Raw genomic sequence first — 20,158 nt, forward strand, 5'->3', positions numbered from 1 at the left:
GCGTCGTCTGCTGCGGTCCGAAGGTGCGCAGGGCGTCTCCGACCGGGTTCGTCGACGGGCTGCCCGGGCTGTGGCGCCACAGGGCGTCGAGTCGCTGTCGGTCTCACGTGACGACCTGCGGAGGGCGGCCGCGCTGATGGCCAGCGGCGGTGTGTTCCCGGCGCCGATGCCATGGCGAGAAGGCGAGCCTCTGACGATTGCGTGGGTCGATGTTCCACCCAGTCAGGGCTCCGGTGGGCAGACCACCATCTATCGCATGGTGGAGGCCCTGGAGTCGATGGGACACCGCAACATCGTCTACCTCCTCGACCAGCATGGCTGGGCCCTGGAGCAGCACCAGGCGACCGTCGCGCGATGCTGGCCCGGGGTCCAGGCGGAGATCCGGGATGTCGTCGACGGCATCGAGGACGCCCACGCCGTCCTGGCCACCTGTTGGGAGTCGGTCTACCCGGTCATCGCCTCGCCCGCTGCGGGAGCCCGGATGTACTTCGTGCAGGACTACGAACCCTTGTTCTATCCCGCCGGCAGCAAGTACCTCCTAGCGGAGGCGACGTACCAGTTCGGTCTGCACGGTGTCACTGCCGGCCGCTGGCTGGCGCACAAGCTCGCCGTGGAGCACGGCATGACGGCCGAGCACTTCGAGTTCGGCTGTGACGTCGACACCTATCGCCTGGACACGAGCCCCGAAGCCGTCCGGCGACGCACGGGCGTCTGCTACTACTGCCGGCCCGCGACTCCCCGGCGGGCGCACGAGCTGGCCATGGCCGCGCTCGAGCTGTTCGCCGAGCAGCGCCCCGCCGTGGAGATCCACATCTACGGCGAGCGGGTCGGGAACCTGTCGTTCCCAGCGACGCAGCACGGGCTGCTCACGCCCGCTGAGCTGAACCAGCTCTACAACCGCTGCGTCGCGGGGCTCACCCTGTCGGCCACCAACGTCTCGCTCGTTCCCCACGAGATGCTCGCGTCCGGATGCATCCCAGTCGTCAACGCCGCGGAGCACAATCGCCTGGTGCTGGACAACGATCACGTCCGCTACGCCCGGGCCACACCGTTCGACCTCGCGGCTGCCCTTGACGACCTGATCTCCGGGCCGCCCGTCGAGCGCGAGGCCACCGCGGCCGAGGCGGCAGCCAGTGTGGCCGGCGCGAGCTGGGCAACGGCGGCCGAGAAGGTGGAGCAGGTGATCGCCGAGACGGTCGGCCGACTGCAGACGCTGGCACGCTCGTGACCGCTGGTCCCGAAGCACGCCTGTGGCTCAGCTTCGGCGTCGACGATCCCGGAATGCCTCCGAGATGGCAGGCGGCACCCATCGCTTGAGTGCCTGCCGCGCCGTGCTGTTCCACACCTCACCAGGGCGCTGCTTGAACAGCGTGGTGTGGTCTGTCAGGGTCCCACTCGGCTTCTCCACGGTGTAGTAGTAGAGCGCCATCGAACGACGCGCGCGGTCCGGCGGGCACGTCAGCGGGTCGGGGTGGCCGTGGTACGCGTCGTCCAGGGTCGCGAAGATCAGGAACCGGTTGAAGACGGGCAGCACCTTCTTCTCGCACGTCGTCATGTCGGGGTCCCAGATCTGGAGATGCCCCCCGTACTCCTCCTGCCAGTCCTTGTTCAGGTAGAGGATTCCGTTGAGCCTGCGGTACAGGTCGAACGCGGGATGCTTGTTGAAGTCGGCGTGGACCTTCAGGAAGCCATCCCTCTGGATCTGGTGGAGTCCACCCCCCGAGTACTGGGGGTCAGGGATGAGCTTCTCGATGCCGGTGAGCGCGGTGAGGAAGTCGGTGAACACCGCCGAGTTGAACTCGGCGAGCAGATGGCGAGTGGTCGGCCCCATCTGCTCGACATCGGCCAGGGCGAGCTTGACCTCTCGTGCGGTGTCGAACTGGTCCCAGTCGATCTGCTCGCGCCGCGGGAACTCCGCGAGCACCTGCTCGAGCAGCTCCGGCGGGAGGAAGTCGTCGATCACCACGTGCGGGAACGGCGTGGCTGACTTGAACTGGTCGCGGAACCGGTCGGCCAGAGGCAGGAGCTCCTGGCGACGGAACGCGAACGCCTGGTCAACCGACATGGGATCTTCCTTTCCACACTGCTGTCCCAACTCCCTGAGCGTGGGTGACGCTAGTGACTGCATCGGACCAGCCGAGGGCCTCGCCCCGTCGTTCACCACATTTGTGTACAGCGCGGCGCTCTGCCGCCGGATGAGTCGTCGTCGCGCATCGACAGTGGGCGACTGCAACTACCCACGATTGGGTATGCCTGGAGGTGGAGGGGATCGTCAGCCGACGTTCTTCATAGCGTCCTCATCATGTCCCTGACCGGTTCCTGCCTGCCCGTGGCGTTCCCGGGGCGGTGCTGACCGGTGTACGCCTCGGACACGCTGCGGGTGTTCGGGCGGAGGTGGTTGTTCCTCGGCTTCGGACTGGTGTTCTCTATCGGGGTCGGCGTCCAGACGCTCAAGCACGTGAGCTCCGACTACCAGGCATCGGGTCAGCTGGTCGTCCTGCTGCCGCCCGACGCCCCGGGCACCAAGACGCCCATCAACCCCTACCTGAACCTCCAGTCCGGTCTGTCGTTGATGGCCTCTGTCGTCGCCACGGAGGTCATGAGCCTCACCACCGAGCGCGAGCTCGGCAGCAAGGGCTTCAGGGCCGAGTACGACGTCGGCCTGGTTCCGGGGGTCGGGCCACTGCTGCAGATCACGACCAAGTCGAAGGATCCGGCCATGGCGCTTGCCACCCGGGATGCGGTCATGGACGAGGTGAACGACGTCATGGCTGAGCTGCAGCAGGGCCGGGGCATCCCGAGCCACCAGATCATCTCGACCGAGGCCTCCGATGTCAGTCCGACGGCCCAGGTCCTGCCAGGGAGTCGGCTGCGTGCCCTCGTGGGCGCGTTCGGCTCGTCCTTGGTGCTCTTCCTCGTCGCCACGTTCGCGCTGGACCGTGCCTTGGCTCGTCGCCGGCCGACCGCGGTGCGCGACCCGTTACCGAAGCGCTGGCCACGAGGCTCGCGCCCACGGAACGACATGGAGGACGTCAACGCGGAGCACGCTCGGCTCGAGCCGGAGTCAAGCACAAACCGTCGTCGCATGCTGGTCGGCTGAGCCGTGCAGTGGGTGCAGCGTCGTCCACCACCGAGCGGAACGAACGTCGGCCGTCGGAACATGGCGATCCTGTTCCTGGTCGTGTATCTCCTGCTGAACATGCTCATCCCGGCGCAGCTGGTCCTCCACCCGTTGGGGGCAGCAGGCACACCGGCCAACCTGTGGGCGATCGCCGGCCTGGTGTGGTGGGTGTGCGCGGCGATCGGACGGCTGGACGCCGGAGCCGTCACGACGCCGATCCGCATCATCGCCGGGCTGCTGGCAGCCACGATTCTGGCGTCGTACGCCAACGGCATGGCCTCCGGTTGGTACACCCCGCCGGGGACGCATCAGTACTTCGACGACGTCTACACCCTCGTTCGCGAGACGCTGAGCCAAGTGCAAACGATCGAGGTGAATGCCGCAGACCGCGGCCTGATGGTCGCGGCGGGATGGCTGGCCGTCATGCTGGTCGCGGGTGAGGGCCTGCGCAGCTGGCGGGACGTCGACCACATCGTGGGGTGGATGGTCTGGCTGGGCGCGGTGGTGGCGGGGATCGCCGTGATCGAGTACACGACCGGGCTGAGCGTGGTGCGGTACCTGACGCTTCCGGGTCTGTCGGCGAACACCGACCTCGCCGGGATCGGCGAGAGATCGGTCCTCAACAGGGTGTCCGCCACCGCCGTCCACCCCATCGAGTTCGGCGTCGTGATGGCGTGTCTCTTCCCATTGGCGTTGCACTGGACCATGCAACGGCCGGGTCACCGCCTCGCGCTGCTCCCGACCGGCCTGATCTTCGTGGGTGCTTTCCTGTCTGTCTCGCGTTCGGCGATGCTGGACATGGCGGTCGTCGGCATCGTCCTCTTCGCGGGCTGGCCGGCTCGCCTACGTCTGAAAGCCCTCGTGCTGACCCCGCTCGCCGTCGTCGGTGTCCGTCTCCTGTTCCCAGGTCTCGTCGGGACCCTCGTCTCGCTGTTCACCAACCTCGGCAACGATCCGAGCGTCTCCGGCAGGACCGACGACTACCACCTCGTCTTCGACCTCGTGGGAGACCATCCGTGGCTGGGCCGAGGGCTGTTCACCTTTGTCCCGCGCGAATACCGGATCCTCGACAACCAGTGGCTGAGCATGGTGCTCGAGCTCGGTCTGGTGGGCACCGGTGTCGTGTTCCTCGTCATGCTCACCGCCTTCCTGTGCGCCCGGACGGCATTCCGGCACGCTCCGACTTCAAGCGGCCGCAGCCTCGGCCTGTCGATCTCGGCATCGATCGCGGGAGCGGTCGTGAGCATGGTGACCTTCGACGCGTGGAGCTACCGGATGCACTCCGGACTCACCTTCCTGCTCATGGGCATGGCGGGGGCGGTGTGGCGGCTGTCCCGGCCTGCCGAGGACCCTGGACGTGCCCCGCAGCTGGCCCAGACCGGTCTGGACAGCGTCCGGTCGGTGAGCCCCGGGCAGATGCACGCTGACGGTCACTCGTAGGCGCGGGTGCCGGCCGAAAACCGTGTACCGCAGCTCTCCCCTGCGCACCTGGGATCCAACGCATATACCCGATGTTGAGGAGGGCGCTTCGAAGTCGCCGACCGATTTCCCTACGGTCGATGACGTACACCTCTGACAGCGTCGAGCGGTCTCGTGGCCGGTATGACGGGCGGTCGCTGTCATCTCCCGAGAGGCTCCCCCATGTCCCCCCAGTACTTCCGCACGCTCTTCGTCGTGTCCGTCGTCGTGTCCGTCGTCGTGACGGCCGGCGTCGTCTTCGCCCTTCCGGGCGTCTCCAGCTCGTCGCTCCCGGGGTCCGACGACTCGGGGCGCAGTGCCCACGCGGAGGCAGGTTCCGCCGAGGTCGCGAAGCCAGGGAGGCTCGAGGAAACGAACGCGAGGGGGCGGCGCGACCGGCGGCACCCCCCCCACCGGTGGCCTACGCCCTCGCCGTCGTCGACGCCCACGGCGACTCCGTCCTCTGACCCCACGGCCACACCAAGCGCCAGCCCGACCTCCACCCCGACGGCCACCCCGACCTCGAACCCGACGACCTCGCCGAGCCCGACTCCGACGAGCACGCCGACGTCGACCCCGACATCCGACCCGGCCGCCGGTTTCCCCACCGGGACCAGCGCGGGCCTGCCGGCCGGGTGGGTTCCCACCATGACTGTCAACGGGGACTACACCGTCACCACAGCAGGAGCTGTTGTCCAGGACCTGCGCATCAACGGTGACCTCGTGATCAAGGCCCCCAACGTGACGGTCCGTCGCGTCGACGTGGTCAACGGAAGCATCGACAACCTCCCTGGCAGCACGTGTGCGAACGGCCTGGTCGTCATGGACTCAAACATCCGCACCGGCCGCGATCTGAGCAACAGCGGGTCCCCGGCCATCGGCGTGGGTGGCTACGTCGCCGACAACGTGTTGATCACCGACTCGACCGAGGGATTCCGAGTCGGGGGTCGGTCCTACGGCTGCGGAGCGGTCACCATCACCAACTCGTACGCGCACATCGAGTCGCCGATCGGCTGCGGTGACTGGCACGGCGACGGTATCCAGGGCTACGACGGCGCCGCGGTCACCGTCAAGAACACCGTCCTCTGGCTGGACGAGTCGAGCGGCTGCGGTGGCACCGCCCCGTTCTTCTACCCCGCCGGACAGGGCAACACGTCCGCGACTATCGACGGGCTGATCGTGCGCGACGGAGGCTATCCCTTCCGGATGACGATGCCCGGCTCGGTCAAGAACCTCAACATCGTCACGGGGTGGGGCTACGGACCGATCGAGGTCAACTGCGGTCTGCTCACGTCCTGGACCGCCCAGATCGTCACCCTCGACTCGGCCGGCCAGCCTGTGAAGGTCGCCGACCAGCCGTGCACGTGATCACCTGACCGGAAACCGGTCATGGGGGCGGCTCCCCAACATCGGGTACGCCGCCGCCACGCGAGGGAGAGCACGCGGGAAGCCACCTAGCGTTCCTGTGTGCTCGCCCACGGCCCGGTTCAGCTTGCGCCCATCCGTGTGGACGACCTCGCGGAGGTGGGTGAGTTCCTGCACGCGCACCTCAACCCCCGGCTGGGCCCGAGCGAGTGGGCGCGCTCGGTCGTGCCCACGTGGCCGGTCAGCTCGCCCAACCACGGCTTCCTCCTCCGCGACGAGTCCGCCGGTGGCCGAGTCGTCGGGACCCAGCTCGCGTTCTACTCCAAACGCGTCATCGACGGAACTGACCAGGACTTCTGCAACCTGGGTGCATGGTGCGTCCTCGACGACTACCGCAGTCACGGTCTTCGGCTGCTTCGCGCGGTACTCGCCCAGCGGCAGTACCACTTCACCGATCTCTCGCCCAGCGGGAACGTCGTGGCGCTCAACCGGACGTTGGGCTTCGAGCCCCTCGACACGACGACGGCCCTCGTCGCAAACCACCCGGTCATCCGAAGACGTGGCGCGCGCGTGCTTGCCGACCTGGCCGAGCTGGGCAGGGTACTCACGGGGGAGGACCTGCGCATCTTCGAGGACCACCGAGAAGCAGCCGCCACGATCCACCTGGCGTTGTTCCAGGGCGAGGACCACTGCTACGTGGTCGTGCGCCGCGACCGACGCAAGAACCTGCCGGTCTTCGCCTCGCTGCTGCACATCGGTGCGCCGGAGCTCCTGCGGCGCAACCTGGCCGTGCTCGGGCAGCATCTGCTGATCCGGCACGGCCTGCTCTGCTCCCTGGTCGAGCTCCGGCTGCTCGGCAGCCAGCCCGCTGGGTCGGTGCTGCTGAGGTCGCCGCGGCCCAAGATGTTCCGTAGTGCACGTCATGCACCTGTCCAGGCGGCCTCTGTCGACAATCTCTACAGCGAGCTGACGCTCGTTGCCTGGTGAGGGTGACGACCATGAGGTGCCAGCTCCACCACCTGCTCGAGGACCAGGCCAGGCGACGACGTGACCGTCCCGCGCTCACGTTCGCGGACGTGACCGTCGACTACGCGACCTTGTCGGCTGCCGTGCGCAGCCTGGCCGCCGGGCTACAGGGGCTCGCCCAGCGCGGGGACCGGGTGGGGATCTATCTCGACAAGCGGATGGAGACGGTCGAGACGATCTTCGCGGCCTCGGCGGCCGGACTCGTCTTCGTCCCTGTGAACCCGTTGCTGAAGGCCGCCCAGGTCGGCCACATCCTGTCCGATTGCGAGGTGCGGGTGCTGGTGACGAGCCGGGCCCGCTGGCAGCAGATCGAGGGTGAGGTGGCCGCGATGCCGGCCCTGCGGCACGTGGTCCTGGTCGACGAGACGTCGGTCGGCCAGGACGCGCACGGTCGAGTCGCCATGCATACCCACCAGGAGCTCGCCGTCAAAGGCGGAGTGCCGGAAGCCGGTCCAGCGGTCGACCTGGACATCGCCGCCATCCTGTACACGTCCGGGAGCACCGGCAAGCCGAAGGGTGTCGTGCTCTCCCATCGCAACCTCGTCGTCGGCGCCGAGAGCGTGAGCAGCTACCTCGGGAACCACGCCGAAGACGTCATCCTCGCGGCGCTGCCGCTGAGCTTCGACGCCGGTCTCAGCCAGGTGACCACGGCGTTCTCGGTCGGAGCCCACGTGGTCCTGATGAACTACCTCGTGCCGGGCGACGTCGTGAAGCTGTGCGAGAAGCACCGGGTCACGGGGCTCACCTGCGTGCCGCCGCTCTGGCTGCAGCTGGCCGCGCTCGAGTGGCCCGCCGAGGCCTCGACCCTGCGCTACTTCGCGAACACCGGCGGCCGGGTGCCCCGGCACACCGTGGACCGGCTGCGCGAGATCTTCCCCTCGGCGCAGCCGTACCTCATGTACGGCCTCACCGAGGCCTTCCGGTCCACGTATCTCGACCCGGCCGAGATCGATCGGCGACCCGACTCGATCGGCAAGGCGATCCCGAACGCCGAGATCATGGTCGTGCGCCCGGACGGCAGCCTCGCCGCCCCCGGCGAGGAGGGAGAGCTCGTCCATCGGGGCCCGCTGGTGGCCCTGGGCTACTGGAACGACCCGGAACGTACGGCGCAGATCTTCCGTCCGTTGCCGGGCGTGGCTCCGTCGTGGCGGCAGCCGGAGCTGGCGGTCTGGTCGGGCGACAACGTCGTCGCCGACGAGGACGGGTACCTCTACTTCGTCGGCCGCGCCGACGAGATGATCAAGACCTCCGGCTACCGGGTGAGCCCCACAGAGGTCGAGGAAGCGGCGTACGCGACCGGGTTGGTCGGTGACGCTGTCGCGATGGGACTCGAGGACACCGCGCGCGGCCAGAGGATCGTGCTGGTGGTGACAGGCAACGGGACGGGACCCCTCGACCAGGGTGCCGTCCTGGCCGAACTGCGCCGGACTCTGCCGCGCTTCATGGTGCCGTCGGAGCTGCGCGAGATGGACGTTCTGCCGCGCTCACCCAACGGCAAGTTCGATCGAGTGCTGATCCGCAAGGAGGTCTCCTGATGCTGGGGCGGGACCACGTGGCGCGCATGGGCAGTGCCAACGGCGAGCTCCTCGTCGGCGGTGTGCCGCTGCAGCAGCTGACGGTGCGGGTAGGGAGCACGCCCTACTTCGCCTACGACCGGGGGTCGATCTCGACCCGAGTGTCCGCGCTTCGCTCCGCGCTGGGGCCCGTGATCGAGATCGGCTACGCGGTCAAGGCCAATCCCATGCCCGCGGTGGTTCAGCACCTCGCCGGGCTGGTCGACTCCCTCGACGTGGCCTCGGCCGGTGAGATGGCCATCGCCCTGGACTCCGGCATTCCCGCCCAGCGGATCAGCTTCGCCGGACCGGGGAAGACCGACGCCGAGCTGTGCCAGGCCGTCGCTGCCGGCGTTCTCGTGGAGCTCGAGTCGGAAGGTGAGGCGAGGCGCATCGCGGCGGCGGGCCACGGGCTCGGGTTGCGTCCGCAGGTCGCCTTGCGCGTCAACCCTGACTTCACGGTGAAGGGCTCGGGCATGCGGATGGGTGGGGGCCCGCAGCAGTTCGGCGTCGACGTCGAGCAGGCACCCGCCCTGCTGGACCTCCTGGCCGACATGGAGGTGGACCTGCTCGGATTCCATCTGTTCGCCGGCTCGCAGAACCTCCGGGCCGAGATCCTCGCCGAGGCCCAGGAGAAGACCGTGCAGCTCCTGCTCGGGCTGGCCGACAAGGTCGGCCGACCTCTCTCCTACCTCAACCTCGGCGGCGGCTTCGGCATCCCCTACTTCGACAACGACGAGCCACTCGACCTGGACCTGGTGGGGCAGAATCTGCATCGCCTGGCCGACGAAGTGATCCGTCCGGTGCAACCGGAGGCCCGGGTGGTCGTCGAGCTCGGCCGCTACGTGGTCGGCGAGGCCGGCGTGTACGTCAGCCGGGTGGTCGACCGCAAGGTGTCGCGTGGCCAGACCTTCCTGGTCGTGGACGGCGGCATGCACCACCAGCTCGCGGCTTCGGGCAACTTCGGCCAGGTCATCAGACGCAACTACCCCATCGCCGTCGGCAACCGCGCCGACGCCCCGGGCGCCGAGACCGTGACCGTGGTCGGGTGCCTCTGCACCCCCCTCGACGTCCTGGGGAACCAGGTCGAGCTCCCGGAGGCCGAGGTCGGCGACCTGGTGGTCGTCTTCCAGGCCGGTGCCTATGGCTACTCCGCGAGCCCCCTGGGATTCCTGGGCCACCCAGCTCCCGCCCAAGTGCTCGTCTGATGGACACCCGAACGCCCAGCCCTCCAGCAAAGGACCTCCGCATGGATGCCAACGAGTCGGCCGCCATCACCGTCGACACCGTCGCCAGTGTGCGCGACGTGCTCGTCAGGGTGCTCGCCATCGAGGATCGTGCCGACGAGATCGACGCCTCCACTCCACTCCTGGGCGAGCTACCCGAGCTGGACTCGCTCGCGGTGGTGGAACTGGCGGTCGCGCTCGAGAACGCCTTCCAAATCGAGATCGCCGACGACGCGTTCACGGGAGAGGTCTTCGCGACGGTCGGCTCGCTGGCGGCCTTCGTGGCCGGTGAGCTCGACAATCGCTGAGCCTGAGCGCCGGCCCCCATATTCGGGGAGGCGAACTTGCGGCATGGCCCGAGCTATGTCTGACTGAGGCGGGTCACTGTCGTGATGTGACCTCAGCCCCCACTCCCTGGAAGTGATCCCCCAGTGCGTTCCCCCCGCCACGCCATCACCATGTCCGTCCTCTCCGTCCTGTCCCTCCTGTCCGTCCTCGTCGTCGCGATACTCGCGCCAACCACGAACGCCGAGGGTTCGTCGGCAGCTGCTGTCGCCGCCCCGTCCGAGCCGTCGCAGCACACCGCGGGCAAGCGGCTCAGGGGCTTCCCGACGCAGCGCTCCGCAGGAGTGCCCCTCGGATGGAGCCCGAAGCGAACCATCAACGGGGACTACGACGTGAACAAGGCCGGCGCCGTCATCGAGGACGTGCGGGTCTACGGAGACGTCAACATCAATGCTCATGACGTGACCTTGAACCGGGTCGAGGTGGTGGGCGGGGTCATTCAGAACTGGGCGGGCAGCACCTGTTACAGCGGACTCAACGTCAGACGGACCACGATCAAGCGGGCGCCGGGTGAGGCGACCTCCGGAGACTCCCCAGCCCTTTCCACCGGGGGCTACGTGGCGCGCCGCGTGGCGATCGTCGGCCTGCCGGAAGGCTTCCGGGTCGGGGGCTCCGAGGAGTGCGGGCCGGTCAAGATCGTCAACAGCTACGCGAGGGTCGTCTCGCCGACCATCTGCGACGACTGGCACGGTGACGCGTTGCAGGGTTACGACGGCGGCCACCTGGACCTGCGCAACACGACCCTGCGGCTCGTCGAGCGTGAGGGTTGTGGTGGCACCGCACCGTTCTTCTATCCCGACTCGCAGGGCAACACATCGGTGTCGATCGATAGGCTCCTCGTCGTGGGCGGCGGCTACTCCTTCCGCCTGGGCATGCCTGGCAGCGTCAGCGGTCTGCACATCAAGCGCGGCGGCTACAGCTACGGCCCGATCCTCGTCCGGTGCGACCTGCTGAGTGCCTGGGACTCGGACATCGCCGCAGTTCGCAACGGCCAGCCGGTCCCGGTGCGCCGCCAGCGCTGCAACACCGACGAGAGCTGACAGGAGCACCCGGAAGCCAGCCGGTCGCCCCCGGCCCCCGGTCGTGCCCTGACCCGCAGAGTCAGGCGCTCAACGCTCGGTCGGGGGCCGGACCCCGGTCCAGCACGAACCTGCGGAACTCGCTCTCGGTGTCGAGATCGACGTACTCGAGCGGCGCTGTGGCGTCCTCGTCCGACAGCGACTCGAGCGAGGGGAAGAGCCCGTCGAAGACCCTGACATACGCTGCAGCCTGAGGCTTCCAGTCGAGCACACGGCTCACCCGAGCGCGGGCCTTTCGCGCAATCGACAAGCGCAACTCCGCATCGTCGAGAAGCAACTCCACCGCATCCGTGAACGCCTTGACATCGCCGGATGGCGCGTAGAGGCACGCATCCTCGCCGGACACCCGCGTCTCGAGCAGGTCGAAGGAGACCGAAGGCAGCGCGTAGGCCATGTACTCCATGGTCTTGTTCATCGTCGAGACATCGTTCAGCGGTGTCTTGAGGTCGGGGCAGAGTCCGATCGCGGCGGCACTGAGGTGCACCGCGATCATCCGGGCGTCGGCCCGGCCCGTGAAGGTGACGACGTCGTCGAGACCCATCCGGCTGCACTGCCGCTTGAGGTCCTCCAGGCAGTCGCCGAAACCCAGCAGGGTCGCCTCGACGTCCTGGCGGCCGCGGACCACCACCAGCTCGCGCATCACCTCGAGGATCGTGTCGACTCCGTCCTGCGGGCCCATGATCCCGAGGTAGACGAGCGAGTGTCTCCAGCGCGGCGGAGTGCCAGCCGGGGGATGTACCGGCCGCATGACCGTCGTGTCGGGACCGCTGCGCACCACGGTGGTGTGCACGGGGTCGATTCCTCCGCGCTCGATCGCGATCCGGCGGTAGGAGCGATTGGTCGAGATGACGTGGTCGGCGGTGCGGTAGGTCATCTGCTCGAGCCACCTCAGGCCACCGAGCTGGGCCCTCGAGAGGACGTTGGTCGGTTCCCCGAAGCGGGAGAGGAAGAGCTCTGGGTTCAGGTCGTGCTGGTCGAAGACGAAGCGGACGCCCTTGCGCTTCCAGAACCGCGCGAGTAGCCAGTACGTGTCCGGAGGGTTGCATGCCTGCAGCGCCTGGAAAGGGCGGTCCCGCCAGACCTTGACCGACAGCACGGCCGTGCGAAGCCAGCTGTAGAGGAACTCGAAGAGATAGGTGATCAGCCCTCGTGCCTGCGGCGCCGGCCGGTACTTGAAGATCCGGACGCCGTCGATAACCTCGCGACCGGGGTCACCCGGGCCCTTCGGGCAGATGACGGAGACCTCGTAGCCAGCAGACCTCAGGGCCCGGCACTCGAGCCAGACACGGCGGTCGAGCGGCACGGGGAGGTTCTGGACCACGATGAGCACATGGGTCTGCCTCGGCATACGTTCACCCTCGGAGCCGTGGGTGCCCGCAGGTCGGGCGTGGCCAGGCTTTTCCCCGATATTCGGCAGCGCTGTGGGCGCAGTTCTGCTCACCGCGGGCCTGCCGGTCAACGACCGGTATCTGCGGCGGCCTGTGACGGTCGGCGCCACGCGCCGCTCAGCAGGTCGGTGACCAGCTCCTTGGCCAGGACCCTGGTGTCCCAGAAGAGCTTGCCCAGCTCGCTCGGACGGAGGAGAACTCGGACCAGCACGGCCAGGCACCGCAGCCGCTCACGACGCGACATCGGGGTCTGCAGGACGCCCTCCAGGTAGCCGAGCCGGCGCCGGAAGTTCGGCAGCGAGCGCCCGGGCCTGGCCGACGAGTCCATCCAGGTGGCCATCTCGTGGATGGTGACCCCAGCAGTGGAGTTGTCGTCGTGCTGCCGTCGGTTGAAGAGCGGTTCGTCGATCCTGATCCATGAGCCCAGCAAGGCGAGCTTGACGGTGATCTCGTGGTCGGACCCGCCGTAGGCCGACATGGGGAACGCCGCAGAGTAGACCTCGCGGCGGGCCACGCCGAGATGCGGCGCGCACCACGCCAGGAGGCTGTCGACGCCGACCGGCACCAAGAGGCTCGCCAGCCGCGTCGAGGGACTCCGGTTGTCGAAGGGCTGGTCGGTCCGGTAGTCCATTGGCTGGTCCCAGGCGTCGATCATCGTCGTCTCGGTCCACGCGAGCACGACGTCCGGGTGCTCGTCGAGGGCCTTGGCGCACTTCTCGAGGCAGGTGGGCAAGATCCAGTCGTCGTGCGAGAACAGCCGGAAGTACGGCGCGGTCGCCTGCGCCAGCACGAAGTTGTGGTTGTACGCCCCACCGCGGTTGACGTCCTGCCGGAAGTACCGAATCCGGGGGTCGCTCGCGGCGTACTCCTGGCAGATCTCCGCCGTCGCGTCGGTCGACGCGTTGTCGCTGATGATGATCTCGAGGTCGGTGTGCGTCTGGGTCACGAGGGAGTCAAGGGCCTGGCGGAGGTACTTCTCGCCGTTGTAGACGGGAAGCCCCACGGAGATACGGGTCATGTCGAGGTCCTGGGTCGTGCAACCGCGAGAAGGTCACGGAGGGCGGGCGGGCGAAGCGCGGCGAGCAGCCCCAGGTAGATCGCCGCCCCGGTGACGATGCCGGCGCCCGCCTGCACCGCGTCATGTGCCCCGGCCCGGCCGAGCACGGTCACGACGAGCAGCGCCGCTGCGGCCATCAAGGTCGACATCCACACAGCAGGGAACAGCGCCCTCGCATAGGCGATCGGCCTGCCCTGGATCGGCTTGAACGCCATGAAGATCGTGAACGGCATGAGGAGCAACGTCCCGATGAGATAGCCGGCCGCAACCCCGACGACGCCCCAGCGCACCATGAAGAGCTCGATGCCGCCGAGGACCACCAGATGCACGACGCCCCACCTCCATGACCAGTCGCTGCGTTGCTTGGCGCGCAGGATCTGGTCGCAGTTGAACGTGACGGAGGTGAACGCGCAGGCCGGTGCGAGGCACCAGATGACCGGGACGAGCCCGGTCCACTTGTCACCGAACACCACCGGCACCAGTGGGCCAGCGACCGCAGCGACGCCGAACATCATCGGGAACGTGATCGTCGCGATCACGGCTGAGGAGCGCATGAACCCGCTGCGCAGGGCCGCGTTGTCATCCTGGCGACGCGCGAACGCGGAGTAGGCAACGTCGGAGAGCATGCCGCTGACAGCTCCGGTGGGAGTCATGACCACCCGTTGCCCGAGCGTGTACACGCCGAGCCCGAACCCACCGACGAAGCGGCTGACGATGATCTTGTCGACTTGCACCCAGATCAAGGTGAGGAAGCCGACCATGAAGATGTGCCAGCTGGTCCGCCACACCGAGCGCAGTGCCGCCAGGCTGGCGTGCGCCGTGGGGCGCCAGCGGTCGTAAACCCAGTACATGGTCGTGCCCGTGACGGCGGCCGCCGCGTTCCCGAGCACCAGCGCCCAGTAGGTCATCCCCGCGAGCGCGCACCCGATCGACACGAGGGCGTTGATGACCGCCATCATCGAGAGAACCCGGGCGATCGCGCCGAACTGCAGGTTGCGGCGCAGCAGGCTCACGTGGATCTGCCCGAGCGACGTCACGAACATGATGGCGGCAAAGCCCTGGACGGCGGGTGCCGCGTCGATGTTGCCCAGAGCGGACGCCAGCGGAGCCGCGGAGGCATACAAGAGGGCCGAGACCGCCGCGCCGATCACCACGTTCGCACAGAAGACGGAGTTCAGCAGGACCTGGTCGACCGTCCTGCGCTGGACGATCGTGGCGCCCATCCCGACGTCCTTGATCTCGTCCAGGAAGGCCTGCATCACCAGTGCGAGCGCCACGACGCCGAAGTCCTTGGGGTCCAGGAGGCGCGCGAGCACGACGCTGGTCAGGAGGCGCGTCGACTGGTTCACGACCTGCCCAACCGCGTTGTGGCGGGCGCTGCGGGCGACGACGGCGGTCGTGACCTCGGGCGCCTCGAGAGGGGCGTTGGAGGCGACGTCGGCTGTCATGGCGGACCGATCGTCACTCGACGCGACGGAGCCAGATGTCCCGCATCATCCCCATCGGCGCCCGGGTGCAGAGCTTGTGAAACACGCCCTCGCATCCCACCATGCCGGAAACGATGTAAAGGTCCTTCTTGACCCGGAGCATCTTGCCGGTGCCCTCGTCGATCAGCCTCTCCACGCGGTGGAGGACCCGACCTTGCTTGCCGCACCACTTGACCATCTCTTGGTCGAACCAAAGCCCGCGGTTGCGCTGGTAGCGGTCGAGAGTGGCCCGGATCTCCTCTCGGCTGCGTACCTCGACGAGCTCGCCCGGCTGCAGGTCGAGTGGCGGCTCCTCCGGCCAGTTCTCGTCCCTGATCGGGCCCCACAGGTAGGGCAGCGTGGCGCCGTGCTGATAACGAAGCGGTCGCGGCACGAAGTGCCGCGAGAACTTCTGGTACAGGTTCACGATCGCCCAGAACACCCACAGCAGGACCCTGCTGACCGGGACGTTCCGGGTCCGCAGGGTGGTCCAGTAGTGGCCAACGCCGCGACGCAGCGGCCGGCTCGCCTCGAGCCCTTGCGTGGCCTGGCACCGGTAGTAGCCGTCTGAGGGGTTGGCGAAGCGGTCGAGGGTCGCAACCAGCTCGGCGGGCGCCTCGTCGGTGGGCACCGGGGCGAGGAGCTCGCCGTCCGGGACGCGCTCGAGCCACTGCTCGCGGAAGTAGAACAGGCACTGGGCCTGGCAGCCACCGTGGGCGGAACCGTCACAGCGCATGTTCGCGAGGTGGACGGTGTCGTCCATCTCGCGGGTGCACCCCACCAGGTTGATGGTGTCGCAGGTCTTGTCGGCGCGGGAGTCGACGGTCATCACGCCTCCCTGGAGCGCGATCATCTCTTGCATGAACGGCAGCTTGTCCGTGCAGCCGTCCGCGTCGAGGGTCGCCTGGATCTCGTTCCAGGGACGGAGTCGCACCCTCTCACCGGCGCGCAGGCTGAGGGCGCCGGCATTGACTTGCCGAGAGCTCTGAGTGATCGCCATGGCCCGGAATCTAGGTACGCGCTCCGCGGCAGTCGCCGAGCCTGGAAGGCGTTCACCCAATTGAGGTATGTGCATCCGACGATGCCATCAGCGCTGTTTCCCTCGTCAACCATCGGCTGGGGGAACGAGGCTGAGGAGACGCCATGAAGGTCGTGCTGTTCTGCGGCGGCTACGGAATGCGCATGCGGGACGACCACGGCGAGGGGATGCCCAAGCCGATGCAGATGGTCGGTCCTCGCCCACTGATCTGGCACGTCATGCGCTACTTCGCGCACTACGGCCACACGGAGTTCATCCTCTGCCTGGGCTACGGCGCCCAACACATCAAGGACTACTTCCTGCACTACCAGGAGACCGCCTCGCACGACTTCGTGCTGCGCAAGGGAGAGGTCCAGCTCTGCGATTCGGACCTGGAGGACTGGACCGTCCACTTCGTCGACACCGGCCAGGAGTCGGCCATCGGCGAGCGGCTACGGCGGGTGCGGAACCTGCTGGAGTCGGACGAGGTGTTCCTCGCCAACTACTCCGACGTCCTCACCGATGCGCCACTTCCCGAGATGATCGCGCGGCGCGCCGAGGTCGGCAGCGCGGCCTCGATGATGTTGGTCCGCCCGTCAGGCTCCTTCCACGCGGTGACCCACGACGGCGGTTTCGCCACCGGCCTCTCGACGGCGGACGACCTCGACCTGTGGATAAACGGTGGCTACTTCGTCCTCACGCACGAAGTCTTCGACCACATCCCACCTGGGGGCGACCTCGTGGGCGACGGCATCGAGGGGCTGATCCAGCGCAACCGGGTCTCCGTCTACCGGCACGAGGGTTTCTGGAAGCCCGCCGACACGTTCAAGGAGCGCGCCGACCTCGACCTGGCCTTTGCGACCGGTGAGAGCCCCTGGCGGGTCTGGGGCACCGGGCACGCTCTCACCTTCTGAGAGTCCTACGACGTGGTCGAATCGCCGTTGATCTGCAGCTGGGTCTGCAGCCGGAAGAGCTCGGCATAGCGACCGTTGCCGCTCACCAGCTCGTCGTGGGTGCCCTGCTCGACGATCTCACCCTCGTGCAGCACGTAGATCCGGTCGGCGCCGCGCACGGTGGAGAAGCGGTGGGAGATGAAGAGCGTGGTGCGGTCCCGCACGGCGTCGCGGAGGGTGGCGAACAGCTCGTGCTCCGCGCGCGGGTCGAGCGAGGCGCTCGGCTCGTCCAGGATCACCAGCGGTGCGTCGCGGTAGAAGGAGCGGGCCAGGGCCACGCGCTGCCACTGGCCGCCCGACAGGTCGGTCCCGCCGGCGAACAGCCGGGACAGCACGGTGTCGAAGCCGTGCGGGAGCGCGTCGAGCATCGTCTCCGCGCCGGCGGCGGCGGCCGCGGACCGCACCCGCGCGGGATCGGCGGGGAGGTCCACCCGACCGAGTGCGATGTTGTCCGTCGCCGGCAGCGCGTAGCGGACGAAGTCCTGGAACACCACGGCGATGCGCTGGCGCAGGCTGGAGGGTCGGAACGCCGACACGTCCTGTCCGTCCCACAGCACGTGCCCCTCATCCGGTTGGTAGAGACCCGCCAGCAACTTGGCCAAGGTGGTCTTCCCGGAGCCGTTCTCGCCGACCAGGGCGACGACCTCCCCGGCGCGGAGCTCGACGTCGACGCCCTTGAGCGCATCGTGGGGCGCGCCCGGATAGCGGAACCTGACGTTCTCGGCCCGCACCACGTCGAACCGCTCCGGGGGCTCGGATCCCTCGTCCTCGTCGACGGCGGACTCGCCGAGGGCGATGAACTGGCGGAGGTCGTCCAGGAAGAGCCCCGACTCGAAGATCGACTGCGCGCCGCGGAACAGCGCCTGCACCTGCGTCGCCAGCAGGCGGATGGCGACGATCGCCGCTCCGGCCCCGGCGACGCCGATCTCGCCGCGGTCGATCAGGGCCACGAGTGCGATCAGGGTGCCCCCGAGCACGACTGCCGAGCCCAGCTGGCCGACCAGGCTGAGCAGCCCGCGGCGGAGCACGTGGGCTCGGAGATCCTGCAGGTACGTGGCGTACAACGCGTCGAACCGGGTGGCGAGCCAGCCCGCGAGGCCGAAGGCCCGCACCTCCTTGGCCTCGTCGCGTCCGGTCTGGAGCAGGGTGAAGTAGCCCCGGAGCCGCACGGCGGGCGTCTGCCGGACGGAGAAGTCGAACTCGAGCCGCGACTCGCGGCTGCTCGTGATCAGGAGGGGGACGCCCGCGATGACGACGAGGGGCAGCAGCGCGGGAGAGATGGCGAACAGGGTGACGCCCAGGCCGATGCTGGCGGCGAGTGCGCCGCCCATGGACAACAGGCCCTGGGTCACCTGGTACGGCCGCAGCACGGCATTGGTCTGGACCCGGTTGAGGCGGTTGTAGAACTCCGGGGACTCGAAGTAGCGGAGTCCCACCCCGGTCGCGACACCGAGAACCTGGCCCCACATCGTCCGCGCGACCGACTCGCCGAGGAGCCGCTGCAGGTGGCCCTGGACGGCGCTGGACAGCGCCGTGACAGCCGACAGGAGGGCCAGCGCCACGACCGGACCCAGCACCGCGTCCATCACGTTGTCGCCCTGGGCGTCGAGGATCGCGCTCAGCACTCGCTGGACGGTGATCACCTGCGCGGCCAGGGCTACGGCGGTGACGACCTGGACGGCGACCAGTGCGACCAGGAGCCGTCTCCATGAACCCCAGACCAGTGCCAGGCTGCTGCGCACCAGCCGCCAGAGCCGGCCCAGCGACTTGCTCTCGGAGCGCGCTGCGACGCGCAGGGCCAGGGGATCGACCGGGTCGACGTCGACCGTCACGGCTGCGGCTCCTGTCCGACGGGACCTGCGGGGTGCTCCGGCCCATTCAACCGTCCGCGTCCGCCGACCGGACGGGTTCGGCTAGCGTGGCGGACGCTTCGTGCGGGGGGCGGGGCGGAAGTGAGGGCTGCGGTGGCGAGAAGGACCCTTCGGCGGGCCGTCGACGCTGTGGTGGTCGACGTCTGCCGCGGTCGGCGTCCCGACGTCCCCGAGCTCCCAGGCATCGAGGACGAGCTCGTCCGCGCGGTGAGGTTCCACCGCGTCGCCCCGCTGGCCCACGTCGCGCTCCGCCAGACCAGACCCGACCTCGCCGCGCTCCTCCGTGACGACCGGGACCGCGCGCTCGAGCACCACGTCCGGGTCACCACGTCTCTCGCAGCGATCGGCACCATCCTGGCCGACGTGCCCTGGTTGACCTTCAAGGGACCGGTCTTGTCCGAGGCGCTGCACCCGGTCGTGGGGCTGAGGTCGTACGGCGACCTCGACGTCCTCGTGTCCCCGTGGGACCTGCGCGAGGCCTGCGAGCGCCTGCTGCGGTCGGGATGGCAGGTCCTAGCCACGCGCGACGATCTCCTCAACGGAGAGGTGACCGGCGAGATCGAGGTCGGCCGCACCGGCGGCGTGCCCGTCGACCTTCACTGGTCGCTCGTGCTCTCGGAGAGCATGCGCCGCAGGTTTCCCATCCCGACCGCCGACCTCCTCGCACGCAGCACCCCACTGACGATCGGGTCGGTCGAGACCCGCACCCTCGACCCCACCGACACCCTGGTCCACCTGTGCCACCACGCCGCGTTTTCGGGCGCCGTGCGCCTGGTCCACCTGCTCGACGTCGACCAGGCGGCGCGGGGGATCCAGGACTGGGACCTGGTCGTCGGCAGGGCTCGGTCGTGGGGCGCCGCCGCGCAGGTGGGTCTGGTGCTCGGTCGGGCCCGGCGCGTTCTCGGCACATCGGCGCCGCATGACCTCGAGCGCCGGCTCGGTCTCTCCCGTGCCTTCGGATCCCTGATGTCCGCAGTCGATCTCGCCTGGCCCGTCCCCGCCGTACGCAGTGAAGCCTCGTGGCCGCGACTCCTGGCCCGTGCCGCCCGGCCGACCGCGACCGCCACTGCCACCAGATCGCTGAGGAACGCCGTCCTCGGGGCGGTGAACCGGGCTCGGCCGGCCCCGGCCCTTGAGGAGCTGTCGCCCGCCGACCGCAACGAGGTCGAGACCTGGATCTCGGCTGTCGAGGCCGTCGCCTTCAACGCCTCCGCGCAGCGATGAGCTCCCGG

18 protein-coding genes are annotated in these 20,158 nt (G+C 68.6%); 11 read left to right on the plus strand and 7 right to left on the minus strand.

Annotation, left to right across the window (positions count from 1 at the left end; translation table 11 throughout):
• Positions 1-256: 256 nt before the first annotated feature.
• Positions 257-1,228 carry a rhamnosyltransferase WsaF family glycosyltransferase gene (locus ACYVC6_RS10915; RefSeq protein WP_460713889.1) on the plus strand — a complete coding sequence of 324 codons (972 nt, stop codon included), beginning with the start codon at positions 257-259 and terminating at the stop codon, positions 1,226-1,228.
• 27 nt (positions 1,229-1,255) lie between these two features.
• Here the strand turns inward: ACYVC6_RS10915 and ACYVC6_RS10920 are convergent, their stop codons facing one another.
• A complete protein-coding gene (locus ACYVC6_RS10920) occupies positions 1,256-2,065 on the minus strand; it encodes a 2OG-Fe(II) oxygenase (RefSeq protein WP_460713890.1) in 810 nt (269 codons plus the stop codon).
• A gap of 291 nt (positions 2,066-2,356) precedes the next feature.
• On the opposite strand from ACYVC6_RS10920, the gene ACYVC6_RS10925 reads away from it, so the two are divergent.
• Complete coding sequence (locus ACYVC6_RS10925; protein WP_460713892.1) at positions 2,357-3,100, plus strand: hypothetical protein; 744 nt, start codon at positions 2,357-2,359, stop codon at positions 3,098-3,100.
• 60 nt (positions 3,101-3,160) lie between these two features.
• On the plus strand, positions 3,161-4,561 hold the full coding sequence (locus ACYVC6_RS10930) for an O-antigen ligase family protein (protein WP_460713894.1): 1,401 nt from the start codon (positions 3,161-3,163) through the stop codon (positions 4,559-4,561).
• A gap of 179 nt (positions 4,562-4,740) precedes the next feature.
• Here ACYVC6_RS10930 and ACYVC6_RS10935 read toward each other — a convergent pair whose 3' ends face one another.
• Positions 4,741-5,226 carry a hypothetical protein gene (locus ACYVC6_RS10935; protein WP_460713895.1) on the minus strand — a complete coding sequence of 162 codons (486 nt, stop codon included), beginning with the start codon at positions 5,224-5,226 and terminating at the stop codon, positions 4,741-4,743.
• A gap of 1 nt (position 5,227) precedes the next feature.
• Here ACYVC6_RS10935 and ACYVC6_RS10940 point away from each other — a divergent pair, with 1 nt between their 5' ends.
• The 6 genes from ACYVC6_RS10940 (at position 5,228) to ACYVC6_RS10965 (ending at position 11,134) form a co-directional block, all read left to right on the plus strand.
• On the plus strand, positions 5,228-5,947 hold the full coding sequence (locus ACYVC6_RS10940; protein WP_460713897.1) for a hypothetical protein: 720 nt from the start codon (positions 5,228-5,230) through the stop codon (positions 5,945-5,947).
• Positions 5,948-6,046: 99 nt separating this feature from the next.
• The gene (locus tag ACYVC6_RS10945; protein ID WP_460713899.1) at positions 6,047-6,931 is read left to right on the plus strand and encodes a hypothetical protein; all 885 of its coding nucleotides are present in this window, start codon (positions 6,047-6,049) and stop codon (positions 6,929-6,931) included.
• A gap of 11 nt (positions 6,932-6,942) precedes the next feature.
• Positions 6,943-8,505: an acyl-CoA ligase (AMP-forming), exosortase A system-associated gene (locus tag ACYVC6_RS10950; protein WP_460713901.1), complete on the plus strand. Its 1,563-nt coding sequence runs from the start codon at positions 6,943-6,945 to the stop codon at positions 8,503-8,505.
• Positions 8,505-9,731 (plus strand): pyridoxal-dependent decarboxylase, exosortase A system-associated, encoded by a 1,227-nt coding sequence (locus ACYVC6_RS10955; protein WP_460713903.1) that lies wholly within the window; start codon positions 8,505-8,507, stop codon positions 9,729-9,731. The genes ACYVC6_RS10950 and ACYVC6_RS10955 overlap by 1 nt, the downstream gene beginning before the upstream one ends.
• A 41-nt stretch (positions 9,732-9,772) precedes the next feature.
• A complete protein-coding gene (locus tag ACYVC6_RS10960; RefSeq protein ID WP_460713905.1) occupies positions 9,773-10,057 on the plus strand; it encodes an acyl carrier protein in 285 nt (94 codons plus the stop codon).
• A gap of 150 nt (positions 10,058-10,207) precedes the next feature.
• Positions 10,208-11,134, plus strand: a complete 927-nt coding sequence (locus ACYVC6_RS10965; protein WP_460713907.1) for a hypothetical protein — start codon at positions 10,208-10,210, stop codon at positions 11,132-11,134.
• Positions 11,135-11,195: 61 nt separating this feature from the next.
• On the opposite strand, the gene ACYVC6_RS10970 is transcribed toward ACYVC6_RS10965, so the two are convergent.
• From ACYVC6_RS10970 to ACYVC6_RS10985, 4 genes are all read right to left on the minus strand, one after another.
• Positions 11,196-12,521: a glycosyltransferase family 4 protein gene (locus tag ACYVC6_RS10970; protein WP_460713909.1), complete on the minus strand. Its 1,326-nt coding sequence runs from the start codon at positions 12,519-12,521 to the stop codon at positions 11,196-11,198.
• A gap of 107 nt (positions 12,522-12,628) precedes the next feature.
• Complete coding sequence (locus ACYVC6_RS10975; RefSeq protein WP_460713911.1) at positions 12,629-13,579, minus strand: glycosyltransferase family 2 protein; 951 nt, start codon at positions 13,577-13,579, stop codon at positions 12,629-12,631.
• Positions 13,576-15,066: a lipopolysaccharide biosynthesis protein gene (locus ACYVC6_RS10980; protein WP_460713913.1), complete on the minus strand. Its 1,491-nt coding sequence runs from the start codon at positions 15,064-15,066 to the stop codon at positions 13,576-13,578. Before ACYVC6_RS10980 ends, ACYVC6_RS10975 begins: the two co-directional genes overlap by 4 nt.
• Positions 15,067-15,079: 13 nt before the next feature.
• Positions 15,080-16,084, minus strand: coding sequence for a hypothetical protein (locus tag ACYVC6_RS10985; RefSeq protein WP_460713915.1), 1,005 nt, complete (start codon positions 16,082-16,084; stop codon positions 15,080-15,082).
• A gap of 143 nt (positions 16,085-16,227) precedes the next feature.
• Between ACYVC6_RS10985 and ACYVC6_RS10990 the strand changes: the two genes are divergently transcribed.
• Positions 16,228-17,016, plus strand: coding sequence for a glycosyltransferase family protein (locus ACYVC6_RS10990; protein WP_460713917.1), 789 nt, complete (start codon positions 16,228-16,230; stop codon positions 17,014-17,016).
• Positions 17,017-17,021: 5 nt separating this feature from the next.
• Here ACYVC6_RS10990 and ACYVC6_RS10995 read toward each other — a convergent pair whose 3' ends face one another.
• A complete protein-coding gene (locus ACYVC6_RS10995) occupies positions 17,022-18,887 on the minus strand; it encodes an ABC transporter ATP-binding protein (protein ID WP_460713919.1) in 1,866 nt (621 codons plus the stop codon).
• Between the two features lie 132 nt (positions 18,888-19,019).
• Here ACYVC6_RS10995 and ACYVC6_RS11000 point away from each other — a divergent pair, with 132 nt between their 5' ends.
• On the plus strand, positions 19,020-20,150 hold the full coding sequence (locus tag ACYVC6_RS11000; protein ID WP_460713921.1) for a nucleotidyltransferase domain-containing protein: 1,131 nt from the start codon (positions 19,020-19,022) through the stop codon (positions 20,148-20,150).
• The last annotated feature ends 8 nt before the right edge of the window (positions 20,151-20,158 follow it).

The organism is Nocardioides dilutus, from assembly GCF_054779555.1.

What these genes read in the sequence shown, in the direction of transcription:
- ACYVC6_RS10915 (WP_460713889.1), top strand. Translation starts at nt 257, where the DNA reads ATGGTGGAGGCCCTGGAGTCGATGGGACACCGCAACATCGTCTACCTC.
- ACYVC6_RS10920 (WP_460713890.1), bottom strand. Translation starts at nt 2,065, where the DNA reads ATGTCGGTTGACCAGGCGTTCGCGTTCCGTCGCCAGGAGCTCCTGCCT.
- ACYVC6_RS10930 (WP_460713894.1), top strand. Translation starts at nt 3,161, where the DNA reads ATGGCGATCCTGTTCCTGGTCGTGTATCTCCTGCTGAACATGCTCATC.
- ACYVC6_RS10940 (WP_460713897.1), top strand. Translation starts at nt 5,228, where the DNA reads ATGACTGTCAACGGGGACTACACCGTCACCACAGCAGGAGCTGTTGTC.
- ACYVC6_RS10950 (WP_460713901.1), top strand. Translation starts at nt 6,943, where the DNA reads ATGAGGTGCCAGCTCCACCACCTGCTCGAGGACCAGGCCAGGCGACGA.
- ACYVC6_RS10955 (WP_460713903.1), top strand. Translation starts at nt 8,505, where the DNA reads ATGCTGGGGCGGGACCACGTGGCGCGCATGGGCAGTGCCAACGGCGAG.
- ACYVC6_RS10960 (WP_460713905.1), top strand. Translation starts at nt 9,773, where the DNA reads ATGGATGCCAACGAGTCGGCCGCCATCACCGTCGACACCGTCGCCAGT.
- ACYVC6_RS10965 (WP_460713907.1), top strand. Translation starts at nt 10,208, where the DNA reads ATGTCCGTCCTCTCCGTCCTGTCCCTCCTGTCCGTCCTCGTCGTCGCG.
- ACYVC6_RS10970 (WP_460713909.1), bottom strand. Translation starts at nt 12,521, where the DNA reads ATGCCGAGGCAGACCCATGTGCTCATCGTGGTCCAGAACCTCCCCGTG.
- ACYVC6_RS10975 (WP_460713911.1), bottom strand. Translation starts at nt 13,579, where the DNA reads ATGACCCGTATCTCCGTGGGGCTTCCCGTCTACAACGGCGAGAAGTAC.
- ACYVC6_RS10980 (WP_460713913.1), bottom strand. Translation starts at nt 15,066, where the DNA reads ATGACAGCCGACGTCGCCTCCAACGCCCCTCTCGAGGCGCCCGAGGTC.
- ACYVC6_RS10985 (WP_460713915.1), bottom strand. Translation starts at nt 16,084, where the DNA reads ATGGCGATCACTCAGAGCTCTCGGCAAGTCAATGCCGGCGCCCTCAGC.
- ACYVC6_RS10990 (WP_460713917.1), top strand. Translation starts at nt 16,228, where the DNA reads ATGAAGGTCGTGCTGTTCTGCGGCGGCTACGGAATGCGCATGCGGGAC.